The following is a 19,001-nucleotide window of genomic DNA, read 5'->3' as shown; positions in this document are numbered from 1 at the left end:
TCTCTTTTCCACTTTCATTATACTTGAACTAGTGGTAGATTTGAAGCATCAGAAACAACGTTGCACAATATAGGAGGGAAACGCATGATCAATTTTGACAAAGTTCATCCGCGCTTAAATACCAATAGCGTCAAATGGGATACCATTGCAAAAACCTATAAGGAAGAAAACTTGTTGCCGCTTTGGGTAGCCGACATGGATTTTCTGGCACCAGAACCTGTGAAAAAAGCGTTAGAAAAAGCAGTTGCCCAAGGGATCTATGGGTACTCTACCATCCCTGATTCGCTGCTTGAATCCATCATCGATTGGCAGCAAAGACGTCATGGTTATACCATCAATAAGGAAGCGATCCTTTTTAACAGCGGTGTCGTCCCTAGTATTGCACTGGCGATCCAAAGTTATACGCAAGAAGGAGATGCCGTATTGATCCACGATCCGGTCTACCATCCCTTTGCCCATGTTGTCAAAAACAATCAGCGGACCTTAATTCAAGAACCATTATTGGAAAAAGATGGCCACTTCGTCATCGATTTTGAGGCGATGGAACAAACCATCATCGAAAAGAAGGTAAAATTGTTTCTTCTATGTAATCCTCATAATCCTGGCGGTCGCGTGTGGTCAAAAGAAGAACTGATGATGATCGGCCGTATTTGTCAAAAGCACCGGGTGGTCGTTGTTAGTGATGAGATCCATCAAGACATCGTTTTTGCACCAAATCAATTTGTCTCTTTCCAAACAGTCGAGCCAAGCTTTGCCGATTTTTCGATCATCTTGACCTCAGCAACCAAGACCTTTAATTTAGCTGGGATCAAAAATTCGATGGTCTTCATCAAAGACCAAACCTTGCGCAGCCAATTTGCAAAAACACAAGAACGTAACGTTCAAGGGGAAATCAATACGTTTGGGTTGGTCGCTACTGAAGCAGCGTATCGTGAATCTGAAGCATGGTTAGAAGAACTTTTGTCCTACTTAGAAGCAAATCGCACCTTTGTCTGCGACTTTTTGACTGAACAACTCCCAGCAGTGACCTTTCAAAAACCCGAAGGTACTTACTTGATCTGGCTGGATTTTTCTGCCTATGGCCTAACGGACAATCAGCTGCAGCGCAAACTGATCAAAGAAGCCAATGTCGTATTGAATCAAGGAAGTATCTTTGGTCCTCGCGGCAGTCACCATATGCGGCTAAACTTTGCCTGTCCTAAAGAGCTATTAGAAAAAGCACTCAATCAAATCGCCGCCGCGTTTAAAGACCAACCCATCGGTTAACTCTTTCTTATGAAAAAAAGAACCCTAAAGCTGCCATTTCAACGATCTCCTTGAGGATGACCGTTGAAACTGCTTTTGGGTTCTTTTGTTTTATTCGCTGATTTCGATCGTTTCGATCACTACATCATGCACTGGACGATCTTGTGGTCCTCGTTGCACGCCAGCGATTTCATCAACGACTGACATTCCTTCGATCACATGACCGAAGACTGTGTGACGGAAATCTAACCAAGGAGTACCACCTGCTTGATACGCTTCGATGATTTCAGCTGGATAACCAGCACCTTCTAATTGACCTAACATGTTGCTAGGAACATTTTGATTGTTTACGATGAAAAACTGGCTGCCGTTAGTATTCGGACCAGCGTTTGCCATAGATAAAGCGCCACGAAGATTGAACAATTCTTTTGAAAATTCATCTTCAAAGCTGCCACCATAGATGCTTTCGCCGCCCATCCCTGTACCAGTTGGATCGCCACCTTGAATCATAAAATCAGGAATGACACGGTGGAAGATGATCCCATCGTAATACCCTTTTTTCGCTAATTCAACGAAGTTCTTCACTGTTTTTGGCGCCAATTCTGGGAACAATTGTACAACTACATCCCCACGATTGGTTTTGATGACTGCTTTATGGCCAGTTTGTTTTTCTAATGCTAACTGTGGAAATTCAGACACATTAACTCCTCCTTCTCTCTCATAAATCCATGATAGCAGAAAATTGAAAAAATGCTAGTTTGGATAATTTTTGCTATAATGAAGCTATTCGTACACTACGAACACGCTTCACCCCAACGTGGTTAGAAAAGAGGAATAACATGGATATTTTTGATATAACGATTATCGGCGCGGGACCTAGCGGGATGTTTTCTGCTTTCTATGCCGGTATGCGTAACGCCAAAACCAAGATCATCGACAGCTTGCCGCAATTAGGCGGTCAGCTTGCTACTTTATACCCAGAAAAATACATCTACGATATCCCAGGTTATCCGAAAATCAAAGCGGGCGATCTTGTCCAAAACCTGGAAAAACAGTTGACGACCTTCAATCACCAATATTGTTTAGAAGAAACCGTCTTGTCGGTCGAAAAACAAGAAGACTATATCGAAGTCACCACCGACAAAGGAATCCATTACTCGAAAGCCGTGATTTTGGCTTTAGGAAACGGCTCCTTCCAGCCGCGCAAACTGACTTTGCCAGAAAGCGAGCGGTTTGAAGGATACGGCCTAGACTATTTTGTCACCGATTTGATGAAGTATGCTGGACGCAAAGTAGCGATCGCCGGTGGCGGCGATTCTGCCATCGATTGGGCATTGATGCTGGAGCCAATCGCTAGTGAAGTCTACTTGATCCATCGCCGTCCTGAATTTCGTGCCCATGAACATAGCGTCAGCAAATTACAGGCTTCTGCCGTCAACATTTTGACTCCTTATGTGATCCAAGAAATCCAAGGAGAGCAACGTTTGACTGGTGTCTCGTTGCAACAAGTCAAGGGTGATGAAACGGTCAGCCTTTCATTGGATGCTTTGATCGTCAATTACGGTTTTTCTTCCACATTGAACATCAAGGATTGGGGCATGAAAAGCAGCCGCCAAGGAGTCTTCGTCTCTTCAGATATGAGCACGTCTGTTCCTGGGATCTATGGCTGTGGGGATGTCGTTTTATACGATGGAAAAGTCGACCTGATCGCTACTGGTTTCGGGGAAGCCCCAACTGCGGTGAACAATGCGCTCCACTACATTGATCCCAAAACGCGGACACAACCTGCCCATAGTACAAGTCTTTTTAAGGAGTAGCTGAGATGAAACAAGCTGGTCAACACCAACTTGCCGCCTATATCCTCCCTTTGCAGGGCAAGACCCTCACTGAGCAAATGGTTCAGTATCTGGAAGCCTTCGATCATGCCGAAACGGCGGTCCACAATCTAGCCGTTGCCCAAGAAGCCAAACGATTGGCAGAACGGTTTCAAGTCAATGCGGATAAAGCTTATTTGGCAGGACTGCTGCACGATGTCAGCGTCGTCATCCCTCATGACCAGCGAATCGCCTTGCAGATAGCAGTAGGCGAACCGATCTTAGACGCGGAGCGGCAAGCACCTTTTTTGCTGCATCAGCAGCAATCCGCTTTGTTGGCAAAAACGGTTTTTCAGGTATCTGATCCAGACATTCTGTCCGCCATCAGCTGTCATACCACCTTAAAGGCCCATTATCGTCGTCTCGATCTACTCGTTTTTTTAGCCGACAAAATCAAATGGGATCGTAAAGATCAAGCGCCTTTCTTAACCGGCTTATTAGACCGCCTCGATGATTCCTTGGAAGCCGCCGCTGGGTATTATATGGACTGGCTTTTTGCTGGTGACTTGGTGGTCCCCCATCCTTGGGCAGTGGCAGCCAAAGCAGAACTAGCCAACAACTGTGCTTCAATGGATGTCAGAAGGGATTAAGACCCAAATGGCATGGCCTGCAACTGGAATAGGGCACTACTTATGATCGCAATCCATCAGTCGCACGTTGACTTTTGAATAAACTATTTTTACATGGAGGGGAACTATATGGTATTAGAAAGCAAAACACTTGAAGACAAAGCAAGAGAATTGTTGGCCGACCGCGGCGTCTCGCTGCAAGACATCGGTGAACTGGTGATGTTCTTGCAAAAAGACTACATTGAAGGCATCACCTTGGAGATGTGTATCGAAAGCGTCAACGCTGTCTTAAGCAAGCGGGAAGTCCACAACACGATTTTAACGGGGATCCAATTGGATATTTTGGCAGAAGAAAATCAACTGCTGCATCCACTGCAAGAAATCGTTAAAGAAGACGAAGGGCTTTATGGGATCGATGAGATCCTCGCTCTATCCATCGTCAACGTGTACGGCTCGATCGGCTTTACTAACTATGGATACATTGATAAAGTCAAACCGGGTATTCTGAAAGAACTGAACAAGCACGACGGTCCCCGCGTTCACACCTTTTTAGATGATATCGTAGGTGCCATCGCAGCTTCTGCCGCAAGTCGCTTAGCCCATCAACACCCAAGTAAATCTCATTACATTACGCAATAAAAAAAAGACCGACGATTCGCCTCCCTCAAAGGAAGGGGATCGTTGGTCTTTTTTTCATTATGCTGTTTTTTTTCAAGCCTCGTTTGCCCCACCAATAGAAGGCAAAAAAGAAGACTTCAATCAAGACGAAAAAGAGAATAAAGCAATGCATGAAAAACGTTTCTGGCAGCACGTTGATGATCGGATCGGTGGCTGGATTAAACAGCCAATCGTCGTTACTGAAGAAAATCTCATGGAACGTAACGAAAAAGCGGTCAAAGCCGACAGCCATCAAAAACCCGAAAATCAGCGGCAAAATCATCCCCCATTGAAAGGGACGAATCAAGCGCCATTGCTGTTGTTTTTGCCGTAACCGATTGACGAACCAGATACTGGGCAGCAAAGTGACGATCATGACGGCATAATTTAATAGAAACAACTGTTTCACATCGTAAAAATGCCCAGCGCCAGCTTCAGACATTGGAAAATCTGGCAAGGCGAGCGTACTTGCAAAGGGATTGTTTAGAAAATCTAACAATAAGCCATAGTTCTTCAACAACTCTTCTCTTGTTAGCGAGGTATAATCCAGCAGATTCAAGTGATCGACATCAAACCAATATAACGGTCGAAAATTGATCGTTAGGGTGATCGCTAGACTGACCAAAAACAAAAACAAGCAGACAAATCCTAAGCGTTCAAGCCACACTTGTTTTTTCATTGTTCAAAATCCCACTCATCTAAAGAATCCACCACATAGGTTGGTGCTACTGGTAATGTCGGAACTGCCGCTTTCGGGGTAAAGCCAGATAATACGAGCAAAGAATCGATCCCGTTTTGGATCCCCGAGCGAATATCAGTTTCGTAATTGTCCCCCACCATCAAGACCTCTTCTTTTGATAAGCCGATGTGTGCCACCGCTTTTTCCATAATGATGGCTTCTGGTTTGCCAATAAAGATCGGTTGCGTTTGGGTGGCAGTCTCCACCATTGCGATCAGTGAACCTGCACCAGGTAATAAACCTCTTTCCGTTGGGATATTTTTGTCGGGATTGGTCCCGATAAAGGTTGCTCCTTTTTGGATCGCTAACGTTGCTAGAACAAATTTTTCATAGGTCACGTGGTTGTCTAAGCCAACCACGACATAATCTGGGTTGGTTTCCTCCCACTCAAACCCAGCAGCTAAAATCAAATCGATCAACCCCGCTTCGCCGATCACAAATACTTTGCGGCCTTTGCCATGGTCTTTCATAAAATCGATTGTCGCCAAGCTTGCGGTATAGATCGTTTCTGGTGCCACATGGATCGAAAATTCATCCGCTAATCGCTGCGCCACGACTTCAGGACTGCGGGTCGTATTATTGGTCACAAATAAATAGGGCAGTCCTTTTTCTTGTAAGGACTCTACGAAGCGTTTCCCAGCAGGGATCGGCGCTTTTCCTAAATAAATCGTGCCGTCTAAATCAATCAAATAGCCTTTATATTTCATCTTATTCTTCCCTTTGTCGAATCGTAAACTCTTTTTTGCCTTTTTTCACCGTGGTTGTCTCGGTTTTTTTGACGTTCTTTTCTTTTGGTTTACGATTTTTGATCGTTGGTTTGCTTTTTTTCTGCGGTACGGTGTCACGCTTTTCTTCTATATGGGCGTTTTGTTGTGCGTTTTGATTTTGATTGTTTTGGGTTGGCTTTTTCTTGCGTCGGCGGGAGGTACTTTTTTCTTTTTTGCCGCCAACTCGTTGGATCACGAAATAGGCACAACCGAAGTTGCAATACTCATACAAATAGTCTTCCAACATGTCGATGCGCTGATCAGGTAATGCTTTGCGGTTATCTTTTTCAAAAAAACCTTTCAAACGCAGCTGCTCATAACCCCAATCGCCTACGATATAATCATAACGTGCCAACACTTCACTGTAACGCTCGCCAAGCTTTTCTGGATTGAAGCCTTCACGATAATCCATGACCAATTTGTATTGTCGATTGCCAATCATTAATTCTTCATCATTTAACAAAGTCACCAACTCGCCTTTTTGCGGTTGTTTCGCTGGTTCTTCAATAATTTCTTCTAGTACAGATGTCATTTCATCTGTGATCGTTTGTTTTTCGGTCATTTTTTCACCACCTGTTGTTTATTATACCTTGTTTTATTCCCCAATGATAGTCGCGGTTTTCTCGCAAAATCCAGCTGGAGGAGTGACGAACTACTGGATGGGGTATTTCTGACTCAGGTAATCACCGACCACTGTGCGAATAAAGTCTGGAAAAAGAAACTCAACGGTTCCAGCAATCTCGATCGTCGGGAAAAACGGAATAAACAAGTAGTGATCCACAAGGGTCAACGTGTAGCTTTGAGCAGGATCGACGGGCTCTTGTTTCCACAATACTTGGTGGTTTTTTTCATCAAAGCGGATGCCTTCATAAACCAGTTCGCCAAAAATCTTCCCTCGAAAACCCATTCCCATAATTGGGAAATTGCGCAAAAAGTTTCGATTTTTTTCCATCTCTAAGACCAATCGAATGACATCCGCGCCTTGCAGCGTCACCCGTATCAAATGCATCGGATGGGGTAAAATCGTGTGCAGCTGATCTTGATCGACCCGCCCTTGTGGCAAATCATCTAAGAATAGCCCCGTATTTAAGATGGCGGCATCCGTCTGTCCTTTGGCACATAATGCCAAAAGCGCCTCCCGAACCAAGGAATGTTCACTTTGCCAATCCCTCGTAAACGCTGCTGGAATTTCTGCCACCTGATTTGCCCGCAGCAAGCGATGGCCGATCGATAGATATTCGGCGATCTCTTCCTCATCTTGCGGAAAAGCCACCAACGAATCCGTCGGAATCACACGGGCGCGATGCTTGATCGGTCGGTGGTGATCATCTAAGACCACTTCGACTTCGCCAATGTTAAAACCAAACTTGCCAGCTGCCCCAATTTGAACCCCATTGATGACTTCGCCCTTTTCAAACAAATGGTGCGTGTGGGAACCTAATATAACATCTAGTTCTGGAAAGTCCCTCGCAATCTGGCGATCAGCATTGATGCCTAGATGGCTCATCAAGACCAACAGATCGACCTCGGGGCGCAAATGCTGCACCAATGAAGGCAAAATCTCCAAGGGTTCGCGAATGTCCCAGCCGTTTGGGGCATATGTCAGCGGAAACGGTGCTGTAAAAGCGATCAGGCCGATTTTGGCGCCTTGATTGCTTTCCATGATTTTGTATTCTTGTGCCCACTTCGGCGGACGTAAATCCTGTTTATCAAATAAATTGCCTAAAATGACAGGAAATTCTGCTTGGTCATATAAATGCTGCAAGACCTCTTTGGGATTGCCGACCCCTTCATTGTTCCCAATCGTCACCGCATCGTAATGTCCTTGATTCATCAAATCGACATTCGCCTTGCCGTCAGTTGCTTCTGTCAAAGGATGCCAGCGATCGACAAAGTCGCCTAAGTCGACTGCGATCACTGTCTCTTCGGTCGTATCCGCTTCTCGTTTTCTTTGATCCAAATAACGCCGCATCTTCGGCCAATGTTCTAGGTGGGAATGCAGATCGTTGGTATGGATAATCGTAATTTTTTCCATTGTGCGCCTCTTTTCAAATACGTCGCCTGAAATCACTATCCATTTCTATTGGCATCAAGGGTTGCCAGTAGAAAGACGACGGAAGTCTCTACAAAATAAGCATAGCATAAAATCTCTGGGAAACCATTGGAATGCTTGGAAAAGAATGGTGACTTTTTGTAAAAAAGAACCAGCTGCAGTGACAGTTGTTCAAAAGAAAAAATCACTTTTCTGACTGTAAAAAGGAAAGTGATTTTTTCTGGTTATTTTTGGAAAGTTCTATCGATAACATGACGGTGGCAATTCGTTGAAGCGAAAATAAAGAGTTCTTGAAACGAAGATTCTATCGAATATCGAGAGCAGGTAATCCATGTTTCAGTTCGTCAGAACTACTGATTTTTTGAGAGTATAAAAATCGCCAACGCAAAAGTTATCAGAGTAAGGTTCTAAACAGGAATAAAGCCTTTGTATCAAAAATACAACTTAACCCTCTGAGAGCTGCTATCGATTGCCTAGATTTAAAGCAGAATACAATTAGAATAGTCCTTGGTGTCACAAAGAATTTCAAAAATAAAAAAACCTAAGACAGTCTGTCTCAGGTTTGAATGATCATCGATTCAATTAGTACTACTGCTTTCTTCAATAGCAGGCAGTTTTTCAATCAGACACATGGAGAATCCTGCTTAGTGCTGCTTCCTTCCGGATCTGACACGCTTCACAAGACCTCCATTGTCCTAGCCTTTCGGCAAAACTTAGTATAACGTATTTCGTTAGAGATTGCCAGCCTTTTTTTGTTTTTTCTTTTCTCGTAATGCTCGGAAAAAATCTGTTAGCAGCTGGCCGCATGCTTCTTCTAAAATGCCGCCTTCCACATAGGACCAATGGTTGAAGCGCTCATCTTCCAATAAATTCATCAATGTACCAGCAGTGCCGCCTTTGGGATCGTAGGCACCAAAATACACTTCTTCCACCCGTGCCAATAACATCGCCCCACTACACATCGGGCATGGTTCCAAGGTCACAAACAGCTGCGCTTGTTCTAAGCGCCAACTTCCAACAGTGCGACAGGCTTCTTCGATCGCAAACATCTCCGCATGCGCTGCAGCTTGCTGCTGCGTTTCTCGTAGATTGTGTCCACGACCAATGATTTTATCATCCAAGACGACGACAGCACCGATCGGTACTTCTGCCAACCCTTCTGCTTTTCGGGCTTCTTTGATTGCTTCTTCCATAAAGAAGGCTTTTTCCTCGGCAGTCAAGGTACTTGTTTTTTCCACGACTTCACTCTCACTCCTCTACCTCGCACCATTTCGTGCATTTCCTTGTTAGTATAACGAAAAACGCTTAGAAAGACGAGAAAAACTCGCAAAGACCGATGTCCCTGCGAGTTTCAAATGGAATGATTGGCTTAAAAGACGGAATCAACAAAGCTCGTCAACTTGTCTTTGACATGTTCTGTCGAATCTTTGATGTTGTCTCCGTAAACAGAGATTTTGTTGCGGCCCTCATTGACTTTTTTCATCACACCTAACAACGAATCCAATTCATTGTCGGACAAGCCGTCTACGACATCCAGCAATTTTTCATTGCCGTTGAATTTGTCATCGACAAATTTCTTTACTTTGTGTCGGTTGCAAGCGAAGCGTACTTTATTGAATACTTTGTCTGATACAACGACGGCAGTAGTGATCCCAGCGATCGCTGCAATGCTTAATCCAATCGTTACTTTTGATGATGTTTTCATATCGATCAGCTCCCTTATTTTGCTACTTCCATCATAGCACGAGGACTGAAATAAAAACACTATTTCGTTTAAATCGCTTTGAATCTTAATCCTTTAGGAAAGAAGTTTTTCACGGTTCCTTGGACTTGTTTTCCAAAACCGACTGGGATCTCATCGACTGTCAAAATCACCCATCCAGCATTTCCTGGCACGCTCAAGGTTTCACCTGCCACATAATGCTGCCATTGCGGCAAAGTGATTGGCACTGTCGGTGCCCCTTCTTCTGCATGGATCGCCAATGCCAACGCATAACTTGGCTCGATCCGATTCTTCTTAACGACGCCGACGTGCAAACCTGGGCGCATAAACTTGATCCCTTTTAAAGAAGGCATTTCTTCAGGAACGAGCCAGAGGTTTTCTCCTAGCAGCTGAGGCGTCGCATTCAGTGCCTGTAAAAAAGGAAACTCCTTGCGAAAGGCTTGCCACAACTTTTGAGTCGCTGCATCCAATGGACTCTTGGCTGTCGCTCCTTTGCCTTTTTTCTTCTTTTTCACTGGCGCTGCTTCTGCTAGCGAGGTCAATTTCGCAGCGAAATGACCTTCTCCTTGGTTTAAATGCGGCCATAAGCGGATGGTTTTCTCAATCCCAGGTGCAGCTCCCCACTCCCTGCGCCCATGAGATACATTGTCCAAGTCGATCGCTTCGATCGTGAAGGGGTACTCCTCCATTAACCAAGCCATCATCGCTTCGTTTTCTTCTGGGGCAAAGGTACAGGTGGAATAGATCAGCTGCCCCCCCGGTTTTAGCATCGTAACGGCTTGTGCCAAAATGTCTTTTTGTCTGATCGCACACTGATCAGGTGTTTCTGCTTGCCATTCTTCTAAGGCGACGGGATCTTTACGAAACATCCCTTCACCAGAACATGGGGCGTCCACCACGATCTTGTCAAAAAACTGAGGAAAGTGGCGGCTCAATTCTTGCGGTGCCTGATTGGTGACGACTACATTCGCAAAGCCCCAACGCTCCACATTTTCTGATAGGATTTTGGCACGCTTGGGGAAAATCTCATTTGCTACAAGCAGTCCTTTTCCTTGTAACTGGCTTGCCAGCTGCGTTGTTTTGCCCCCTGGTGCCGCACATAAATCTAAGACCAGCTCTCCTGGTTGAGCGGCTGCGATCGTTGCTACGATCATCGCACTAGGTTCTTGGCTGTAGACATAGCCAGCTTGATGGAGCAGCGAACGGCCTTTGACTTCGCCAATATAAGCAGCTTCTGCATAGGGGGCAGGTACAGCGGCTGGCCCATATTTTGCCAGCATCGCTTGTGCGTGCGGCTTAGCAACATTCAAGCGAAAGCCTTTGACTGACTGATTATCGGTTAAAGCGGTAAAAAAAGCTGGTGCTTCTTCTCCTAGCAACCGTTGGTATTTTTCAATAAATGGTGTTGGTAATTGCATACTTACCCCTCCTCGGCTTTTTTATTCTAGCGACTGAGAAGCAATTATGCAAGAATTCCTTGATCAAATGGCAAAAAAACTGCAGCTGAGTGAAGTGGGCGACTAAATCGCTTCGACTTCTCTTTGCTGCAGACCTTTTTTATTTAAAAATCGCTTTTTTGACACTGCTTTCGATGAATGGCTGAGAGACACGGTTGTCCCAGAATTTGATCAGTGGGCCCACTAAAAAGGCACTGATGAAGGTTCCGATTCCAATAGGCCCGCCTGTGAAGAGCCCAATCAAGGCAAAGGCAACGTCTTGAATCACCCGCACCACTCGATAGTTGGCTTTCGTCTGATCGACGATGGTTGGGGCGATCGCGTCATAGGGGGCGCTGCCCAAATTCGCTGACATATAAAACGAAGCACCGAAGGTAAAGAAGATAATCCCGATCAACAAGAACAAGCCTTGCTGCCACCAGTTATTGGGACCGACGGATAACCAATCAAAAACATTGGTATAAAAGTCGATGAAAAATCCTGTCAGCACCATATTGATGACCGTCCCGATGCCGATATGGCGACGGCCAAAGATAAAAATCAATACTAGGACAGCGATATTGATCATCAATTGATAGACCCCAAGGGATAACCCTAGTAGCTCGCCGACACCGATATTGGCAGCTGTGTATGGGTCTAGCCCTACTCCGCCGACCCGCAGCAATGCCGCCCCGAATCCTAAAATGGCGACACCAATCAACGCATAAAGCGAGCGTAATCCTGTTTCTTTTTTCATTAAAATTTCCCCTTTTTTCTCATCTGTTCTTTCAAGTATAACGAGAAAAAAGGAAAATGGGAATTTCAACGCTTACCAGGGCTCTTTGTAGGGATAAGATCTGGCTTCGTCCATCTCCTTTGCTTCTATTTTGCTTCCATTGAAAAGCCCGCAACAACCATTGCGATTGCGTATCTTGATTTTCGGTTCCTACAGATACGCGTGCCTCGTCCATTACTCGGGCTTCACTGGAACCATCACTTCAAATATCTGCAATTCTTTTTGGGCGGTAAAGACTTCATCTTGCCATAACAATTCCCAAACATCGCCATCGATCTTTAAATGATTCTCTTTTAGAAAGGCTTGGATGCGATGGGTAAAAGCAGCAATTTGTTCCTCTCCCTCACTGACAAACCCAGACACATACGTGCCAGTAGGACGCGTGATGATCAGCTTTTCAGGATAGAGATGCAGCCGATCTTGTGGAATCAAGATCAGTGCCCGATAAGGCGATGCGTGAAAGGTCTGATCCTCTAATGTCGTTCCAGCACTTAAAAAGCCGATGGGGTAGCCACTGAAAGCATCTTTATAATCCACTAGCGGATAAAAACGGGCGTACACTTGATAAGCAGATTCTGGATCATCGCCAGCGATCTCTTCGGAAACGATAAACGCCTCTGCTTCGTGGTGCGCTATCGTAAAGGTCTCAAAATCGGCTTTCTGTACTTTTTCATAGCGCTGGATGTAGCGATCGAAGGTTCGTTCCAATTCTTGCAGCGCAGCGATTTTGGTACGAACTTCTCCTCGCCGTTCCACAAGTTCCTTTTGCGTGTATTCAGGGTTGCGGTTTTTCAAAAATTGTCGAATGTCTTGCAAGGGCATGTCTAAAGAACGCAAGAGCAGAATCACGTCTAACTCAAGGCATTGTTCAAAGCCGTAGTAGCGATAGCCGTTTTCACCAATCGATTGCGGTTTGAACAAATCGATCTGATCGTAATAAATCAATGTGCGCCGACTCACGCCAGCATAAGCGGACATCTCACTGATGGTCAATTGTTTTTTCAAAAAAATTTCACTCCTTGCTTGACTGTAACGTAACGTTACAGTTTATTCTACCATAGAACGACATTTTTGGAGGGAAATCATGAAACAATTACAGTTATTTTATAAAGAAGAACGACGCTTCTTTTTCAGTTTATTTCTTTTGATGCTGGTCCAATCCTTCGGCACACTCTTGTTGCCGTATTTTTTGGCAAAAATCATTGATGAAGGGATCTTGAAAGTCGACACGACAGCCATTTGGCACAATGGCTGGTGGATGTTTGCCATTGCCATCGGCACCGTGATCGTCTCTGTAGGCGGTAGTTATTTATCTGCCCACCTTTCAGGAAAATTCGGGCATTTTTTGCGGATGCGCCTTTTCAAAAAAACACAAGAACTCTCTGTATCCGCCGTTGATGGCTATGGTACGCCCACTTTGCTGGCACGTACCACCAGCGACATCAACAACATCCAACAAATTTTGATGATGGCGCTGCAAATGATTTTGCCAGCCCCAATGATCGTCGCTGCTTCAATTTTTCTAACCGGCACCGTCTCTTTACGGATGATTTGGGTCCCAATCGTAGCGATCCTATGTTTTTCAATGATCGCTTATGGAGTGATTCGCAAAGCGATCCCATTATCACAAATCACGCAAAAACTAGTCGATAACATGATGCGGATCTTACGAGAAACCTTTACTGGCGCTCGGGTGATTCGAGCATTCGACAAAGCTGCTTACGAAAAAGAACGGACAGATCAAACACTGACGGAATATGCGAAAACCATGATCCAAGTCAATCGCCTCTTTGCTGTCTTGAATCCGACCGTCAATTTAGTAATGGGACTCTCGATTTCGACTATCCTTGTCTACGGCGGCTATCAAAGTCTGCAGGGCCACCTTGCTATTGGTAGTATTACTGCCATCATCGAATACACGATCCTGAGTCTCTGGTTTTTGACTATGGCAGCGATGGTGATCGTGATGGTGCCTAAAGGCTTGACTTCCTTGCAACGGATCACAGAAGTTTTGGAAGAACCAATTGATTTGATCGACGGTGACCAAACCTTAAACAAGACCGCCGTGTCAGAAACGATCGCAGCTTTCAATCACGTGCAGTTTACGTATGAAGGTGCCGAAGAACCTGTCTTAGAAGATATCAGCTTCGAGATCCATCGAGGCAAAACGACAGCGATCGTTGGTGGAACTGGTTCTGGCAAAAGCACCATCGCCAAAGCGCTGTTGCGTTTCAAAGATGTGACTGCTGGTTCGATCACGCTTTTTGGCCGCAACATCAAAGAGATCTCACAAGCCGAATTACGGGACCAAATTAGTTATGTCCCGCAAAAAGCGCTCTTGCTTAGCGGCACGATTCAAGAAACCTTGCGTTTCGGCAATCGTCCAGCAACCCATGAGGCGATGGCAAAAGCCGCTGAAGTTGCTCAAGCCAAGTCATTTATTGAAGGCTTGCCTGAAGGTTATGAAAGTCCAGTTGCTCAAAAAGGTAGCAATTTCTCTGGCGGTCAAAAGCAACGATTGAGTATTGCCCGAGCGCTGACAAAGCCAGCAGAAATCTACTTCTTTGACGACAGCTTTTCTGCTTTGGATTATCAAACAGACGCCAACTTGCGGCGTGCATTGAAAGAATACACGAAAGATGCCGCCGTCATTATCGTGGCTCAGCGGGTATCGACCGTCAAAAATGCCGATCAAATCATTGTCTTGGATAACGGCAAGATGGTCGGTAAAGGAACCCACGAAGAATTATTACGCAATTGCCAAACTTATCAAGAGTTTGCCTCATCTCAAGGAATGGGAGGAATGAAGGATGAGTAAACAAACAATGGATACCCCAAAAAACATGAAACATACAAGCCGACGCTTGCTGCGTTTGCTGATGGAACAAAAAGCCCGCTTTCTACTGATTATCGCTTCCGCCTTGTTCTTTTCCTTACTAATGTCCATCGCCCCTTTGATCTTGGGGCGTGGACTGGATAATCTGATTGCCTTGTTTCAACAAGAAGGCTGGCAGATCAATGATTTTTGGCAAAGTATTTTAGGTCCAGTCGTCCTTTTAGCGGGAACGTGGCTTTTGATTAGTCTCTTTTCCTTGCTGCAAGAGTATACGATGGCCAGTGTCAGTGAAACCCTGACCTTGACTTTACGCAAACAAATCAGTGACAAATTCAGTCGCCTGCCTATCAGTTTTTACGACAAACATCATACTGGCGATATTTTAAGCCGAGTGATTCTCGATTTAGATAAAGTATCCGAAGTCTTACAAGTCGGTTTGATGCAGTTGATCACCGCAACCATCAGCATTACCTTCGGCTTGATCGCTATGCTTTATCTCAGCCCATTACTGACGATCGGCGTGGTTCTGATTTTGCTTTTGAGTGCTTTTGTGACCACCGTTCTCGCACGAAAAAACTTGAGCTACTTTACCAAAAACCAAGAAACATTAGGTGCAGTTAGCAGTCGTGCGGAAGAGTTTTATACCGCAAATCCGCTGATCAAATCCTACAACCAACAAGTTGCCGTTGAAGCGGAAATGGCGGAATTGAGTGAAGCCCAATTTAAAGCCTTTCGGAAAGCACAGTTCGTCAGTGCAGCTATCAATCCATTCGTGCGCTTTATCAATCAAATCGGCTTTATCTTAAGCGCCGTCGTTGGTGGTCTAATGGTGTTGCAAGGGCAATTATCCATTGGTCTCGTACAAGCCTATCTGCAATACATCAACCAAGTGTCTGAACCGATCACGCAAGCCTCTTATATTATGAACACCTTGCAAAGTGCCTTAGCATCTCTCGAACGAATTTTTGAGATCCTTGATTATCCTGAAGAAGAAACTGCGACCCAACAACTGCCAGTTCCACAAAACATCAAAGGAAAAATCGATTTTCAACACGTCTCCTTTGGCTACAGCAAGGAAAAACTCTTGATGGAAAACGTCGAATTTTCCGTCAAACCAAAACAAACGGTCGCGATCGTCGGACCAACAGGTGCTGGAAAAACCACCATGATCTATCTTTTGATGCGCTTTTATCCATTGAATGGTGGGAAGATCTTGCTGGACGATCAAGACATGATGTCCTTTTCGGCACCGGCAGTACGGAAAAAATTCGGTATGGTGCTGCAAGATACATGGCTGTTCCAAGGAACCATTGCTGAAAATATCGCTTATGGCAATCCCGATGCCACTCGGGAAGACATCTTGGCTGCCGCGAAAGCCGCCCAATGCGACCACTTTGTGCGGACCCTGCCCAACGGTTACGATACCGTCATTGGTTCCGAAAGCGAACTGTCACAAGGACAACAACAATTATTGACGATCGCTCGGGCGATTTTAGCAGACCCAACGATCCTGATCCTTGATGAAGCCACCTCCAGTGTCGACACGCGGACGGAACAAATGATCCAAACGGCGATGGATCGTTTGACCCAAGGACGAACCAGCTTTATCATCGCCCATCGTCTTTCTACCATCAAAAACGCTGACTTGATTCTAGTGATGAAAGACGGCTCCGTCGTCGAAAAAGGCTCCCATACTCAATTGCTGGCACAAGATTCCCTTTACGCCCAACTATATAACAGCCAGTTTGCAACAGCTTGATGAAAAAGCCGAACCACCAACCTATGACTTTATAAACTGTCGAGGTTGTGGGTCGGCTTTTTTCTTTTTCCGTAAAAATCTGTGAGCACCAAGGCTAACTACTATTACCTTCAATTGCTTCTCTTTTACTCAACTTTTTTTAGTGCTGCTTGGATAAGCGGTACTTTTCCTGGTTCTTTTTTTATGATTGCCATTAATTTTCCTGAAAAAAGTTTTTTCTCTTGGCAATTATACCCGTCTAGATCTGCGGGATCGCCATTAGCAAGTCCGAGGATTGTTCCATTTTTTACCAAAACCGCTACAAGTTCGTCTGCAGTTGGCACCTCGATCCCTTCTGAATCGATTCCTTGGATCTCAAATAGAGAGTAGTCCGCTCCACAGAATCGTTCTTTAACTGTGACAGAATCAGTCGGACCGCTTGTTTTTCGAGTTGCTTCAATTGTTTGTTCCTCTTTGACACCAATGGCTTTTAAACAACCTGGTTCATAAGGAATATGCCAAGATAGGCCATCTTTATCATTTTTTTTCTTTCCAAAACTCTTCCCGTTCAGAAACAACTCAACAGTATTACAATTAGAAAAAGTCCTCACCTCCGTAACCCCTTGGTCAATTGTTAACCCTTCTTTGTTCCAGTGAGGAAACACATGAACCATTGGTGTTTCAGTCCACCTTGATTGATAATAATAAAAAGAATCCTTTTCAAATCCGACCGTATCTGTAATTCCAAATTGAGAACTGATTCCAGGCCAGTGAAACGGTGCTGGCTCACCGTAGTAATCCATAAATGTCCACAAGAAGACACCTCCCATATAGGCATGTTCTTCTAAGTAACGCAGTACTTCTTTCGGTTTAGCCGTACCACCGGTTCCTGGCTCTTCAGGCTTTCGTTTCCCAGGTAAGACCATAGAATAAAGAGAACCAAAGTTTGAAGTATGACATTTTTCGCTGTTATCTTGATAGACCCCTCTTGTCGAAAAGTAAGAAGCACTTTCCGTACTAAGATATGAAAATAGCGGATACTTTTCCTTTACAGCAACTAAACCTGTCCCATTTACAGCAGACTCAGGATAATTGACCCCGTTCACATCAAAAATACGCATATAAGAAGCATCCACCTGACCAGCAGGATTAAGTAATTCCGCTGAAACAATGAGACTTTGCGAAGTATGGGTTCGGATCACAGCTGCTAATTTTTGTGCCATTCGGTAAGCAAGCGGCGTATGACCAATCACCTCTTCATTACAAAGGGACCAAAAACAAAGAGAAGGATGATTACGTGTTTGCTTCACCATTTTTACCAGCTCATTTGTCCGCCACTCACTAGATTCCAAGATGCGGTTCTCGTTCATAACGATGATACCTAATTCATCACATAATTCAAGGAGATCTTTGGAAGCAAAGTGATGTGCACTGCGATAGGCGTTTACCCCCATTTCTTTCATTTTCAACAGCTTATACCGTAAAATATCTTTTGGTAATGCGACACCTAGACCACCAAAGTCTTGATGCTCACAGACCCCTCTTAATTCTTTACGTTCCCCATTAAGCAGAAAACCTTTCGTAGTATATGCGACTGTCCTAATACCAAAACAAAGCTGATAGTCATCGATTTGGTTCTCGCCATCAAATAGTTGAAAAGTAGCTTGGTATAGATGTGGATTCTCGAGAGACCATAGCTGAGGCGCGCAGATTTTTTGGCAATAACTCCATTCTGTTGTCGCCAAAGGATCTACGTTACACTCATGGATATTTTGTTGATCAGCCACCTGACTTTTGATCGTTATCTTTTGTTTTTTCTCAAAATGATGGTTAGCAAGACCAATGGTGATTTTAAGGAGCGCTTCCTGCTGGTTTATTTCAGTTGTTTCGATAAACGATGCTTCTGCCACAATCTGAAGCTTTGGTTTTATTTCTAAATATACATCCTTATATATACCTGCTCCCTCATACCACCAGCCTTCCGCGCCTTTCGTCGTATCCACTTTGATCAACACCACATTCACTCCCTCTGAGCCGATGCGTATCAGTTCAGAGACATCAAAAGAAAAATCAGAATATCCACTGTAATGATCACCTAGAAATACACCATTAAACCAGACAGATGCCATACGCATGACGCCCATAAAGTGGAGAGTCACTTGCTTTTCGTTCACTTCATCTAGAGTTAACGCAAAAGTCTTACGGTAATAGGCAATGCCATCTGGCTTTGATCCACTCATCAGTAAATCGGGATCATTAACATACGGAAGTTCATTTTTCCAATCATGAGGGAGATCAACAGATACCCAATCTTCGTCAAGTTCACTTTCCAAAGCAGTGTTCGCCAACATTCTCAAGCCTTTTTCACGATCACCTTGAGCAATCAGCCGTAGAAAATGTTCTCCACCAGCACCTATCAAAACAGTATCCCCCGCTTCATTTTCAAGCGGAGCTGCCAAGCCACCGATAGCTGCGGCTTTTCTGACTGTTTTCATTGGCTCTTCTATCTCACCTAAGTGAAATTGCCAGCCATCATTCAGTAATCGATTTTGTCTCATTTTTTCTCCT

At 44.6% G+C, this 19,001-nt stretch carries 17 protein-coding genes and 1 other RNA gene; 6 read left to right on the top strand and 12 right to left on the bottom strand.

Translation table 11 applies throughout. From position 1 onward, the window contains the following. Nucleotides 1-84: 84 nt before the first annotated feature. The gene (locus tag IGK14_RS02760) at nt 85-1,266 is read left to right on the top strand and encodes a MalY/PatB family protein (protein ID WP_010748840.1); all 1,182 of its coding nucleotides are present in this window, start codon (nt 85-87) and stop codon (nt 1,264-1,266) included. 90 nt (nt 1,267-1,356) lie between these two features. Here IGK14_RS02760 and IGK14_RS02755 read toward each other — a convergent pair whose 3' ends face one another. Beyond that, the gene (locus tag IGK14_RS02755; RefSeq protein ID WP_005227659.1) at nt 1,357-1,944 is read right to left on the bottom strand and encodes a peptidylprolyl isomerase; all 588 of its coding nucleotides are present in this window, start codon (nt 1,942-1,944) and stop codon (nt 1,357-1,359) included. Between the two features lie 140 nt (nt 1,945-2,084). On the opposite strand from IGK14_RS02755, the gene IGK14_RS02750 reads away from it, so the two are divergent. From IGK14_RS02750 to IGK14_RS02740, 3 genes are all read left to right on the top strand, one after another. Then, the gene (locus tag IGK14_RS02750) at nt 2,085-3,062 is read left to right on the top strand and encodes an NAD(P)/FAD-dependent oxidoreductase (protein ID WP_010748839.1); all 978 of its coding nucleotides are present in this window, start codon (nt 2,085-2,087) and stop codon (nt 3,060-3,062) included. A gap of 5 nt (nt 3,063-3,067) precedes the next feature. Beyond that, complete coding sequence (gene yqeK, locus IGK14_RS02745) at nt 3,068-3,709, top strand: bis(5'-nucleosyl)-tetraphosphatase (symmetrical) YqeK (protein WP_010748838.1); 642 nt, start codon at nt 3,068-3,070, stop codon at nt 3,707-3,709. A gap of 108 nt (nt 3,710-3,817) precedes the next feature. Continuing rightward, entirely contained in the window at nt 3,818-4,327 is a 510-nt protein-coding gene (locus IGK14_RS02740; protein ID WP_010748837.1) for a phosphatidylglycerophosphatase A family protein, read from the top strand. Nucleotides 4,328-4,352: 25 nt separating this feature from the next. Here IGK14_RS02740 and IGK14_RS02735 read toward each other — a convergent pair whose 3' ends face one another. From IGK14_RS02735 to IGK14_RS02690, 10 genes are all read right to left on the bottom strand, one after another. Then, complete coding sequence (locus IGK14_RS02735) at nt 4,353-5,024, bottom strand: TIGR01906 family membrane protein (protein WP_010748836.1); 672 nt, start codon at nt 5,022-5,024, stop codon at nt 4,353-4,355. Beyond that, complete coding sequence (locus tag IGK14_RS02730) at nt 5,021-5,791, bottom strand: TIGR01457 family HAD-type hydrolase (RefSeq protein WP_010748835.1); 771 nt, start codon at nt 5,789-5,791, stop codon at nt 5,021-5,023. Before IGK14_RS02730 ends, IGK14_RS02735 begins: the two co-directional genes overlap by 4 nt. A 1-nt stretch (nt 5,792) precedes the next feature. Then, nucleotides 5,793-6,413, bottom strand: a complete 621-nt coding sequence (locus IGK14_RS02725) for a YutD family protein (protein WP_005227649.1) — start codon at nt 6,411-6,413, stop codon at nt 5,793-5,795. Between the two features lie 90 nt (nt 6,414-6,503). Beyond that, complete coding sequence (locus tag IGK14_RS02720) at nt 6,504-7,886, bottom strand: bifunctional metallophosphatase/5'-nucleotidase (RefSeq protein WP_010748834.1); 1,383 nt, start codon at nt 7,884-7,886, stop codon at nt 6,504-6,506. A 633-nt stretch (nt 7,887-8,519) separates the two neighbouring features. Beyond that, an RNA gene (ffs, locus tag IGK14_RS02715) (signal recognition particle sRNA small type) lies at nt 8,520-8,606 on the bottom strand. 29 nt (nt 8,607-8,635) lie between these two features. After that, nucleotides 8,636-9,142 (bottom strand): tRNA adenosine(34) deaminase TadA, encoded by a 507-nt coding sequence (tadA, locus tag IGK14_RS02710; RefSeq protein WP_010748833.1) that lies wholly within the window; start codon nt 9,140-9,142, stop codon nt 8,636-8,638. Between the two features lie 131 nt (nt 9,143-9,273). Further along, nucleotides 9,274-9,609: a hypothetical protein gene (locus IGK14_RS02705; RefSeq protein WP_005227636.1), complete on the bottom strand. Its 336-nt coding sequence runs from the start codon at nt 9,607-9,609 to the stop codon at nt 9,274-9,276. A gap of 68 nt (nt 9,610-9,677) precedes the next feature. Next, nucleotides 9,678-11,045, bottom strand: a complete 1,368-nt coding sequence (locus IGK14_RS02700) for an RsmB/NOP family class I SAM-dependent RNA methyltransferase (RefSeq protein WP_010748832.1) — start codon at nt 11,043-11,045, stop codon at nt 9,678-9,680. Nucleotides 11,046-11,184: 139 nt separating this feature from the next. Continuing rightward, the gene (locus IGK14_RS02695; protein ID WP_010748831.1) at nt 11,185-11,820 is read right to left on the bottom strand and encodes a YczE/YyaS/YitT family protein; all 636 of its coding nucleotides are present in this window, start codon (nt 11,818-11,820) and stop codon (nt 11,185-11,187) included. Nucleotides 11,821-12,033: 213 nt separating this feature from the next. Next, nucleotides 12,034-12,837: a MerR family transcriptional regulator gene (locus IGK14_RS02690; protein ID WP_080646970.1), complete on the bottom strand. Its 804-nt coding sequence runs from the start codon at nt 12,835-12,837 to the stop codon at nt 12,034-12,036. Between the two features lie 106 nt (nt 12,838-12,943). On the opposite strand from IGK14_RS02690, the gene IGK14_RS02685 reads away from it, so the two are divergent. Then, a complete protein-coding gene (locus IGK14_RS02685; RefSeq protein ID WP_010748829.1) occupies nt 12,944-14,677 on the top strand; it encodes an ABC transporter ATP-binding protein in 1,734 nt (577 codons plus the stop codon). After that, a complete protein-coding gene (locus IGK14_RS02680) occupies nt 14,670-16,454 on the top strand; it encodes an ABC transporter ATP-binding protein (protein ID WP_010748828.1) in 1,785 nt (594 codons plus the stop codon). Before IGK14_RS02685 ends, IGK14_RS02680 begins: the two co-directional genes overlap by 8 nt. Nucleotides 16,455-16,579: 125 nt before the next feature. On the opposite strand, the gene IGK14_RS02675 is transcribed toward IGK14_RS02680, so the two are convergent. After that, the gene (locus IGK14_RS02675; protein WP_010748827.1) at nt 16,580-18,991 is read right to left on the bottom strand and encodes a glycoside hydrolase family 2 TIM barrel-domain containing protein; all 2,412 of its coding nucleotides are present in this window, start codon (nt 18,989-18,991) and stop codon (nt 16,580-16,582) included. Nucleotides 18,992-19,001: the final 10 nt, after the last annotated feature.

The organism is Enterococcus sp. DIV0970a (genome assembly GCF_051711265.1).
GTDB classification, from domain to species: domain Bacteria; phylum Bacillota; class Bacilli; order Lactobacillales; family Enterococcaceae; genus Enterococcus_D; species Enterococcus_D casseliflavus.
This window is presented reverse-complemented; position numbering and strand designations above follow the sequence as displayed.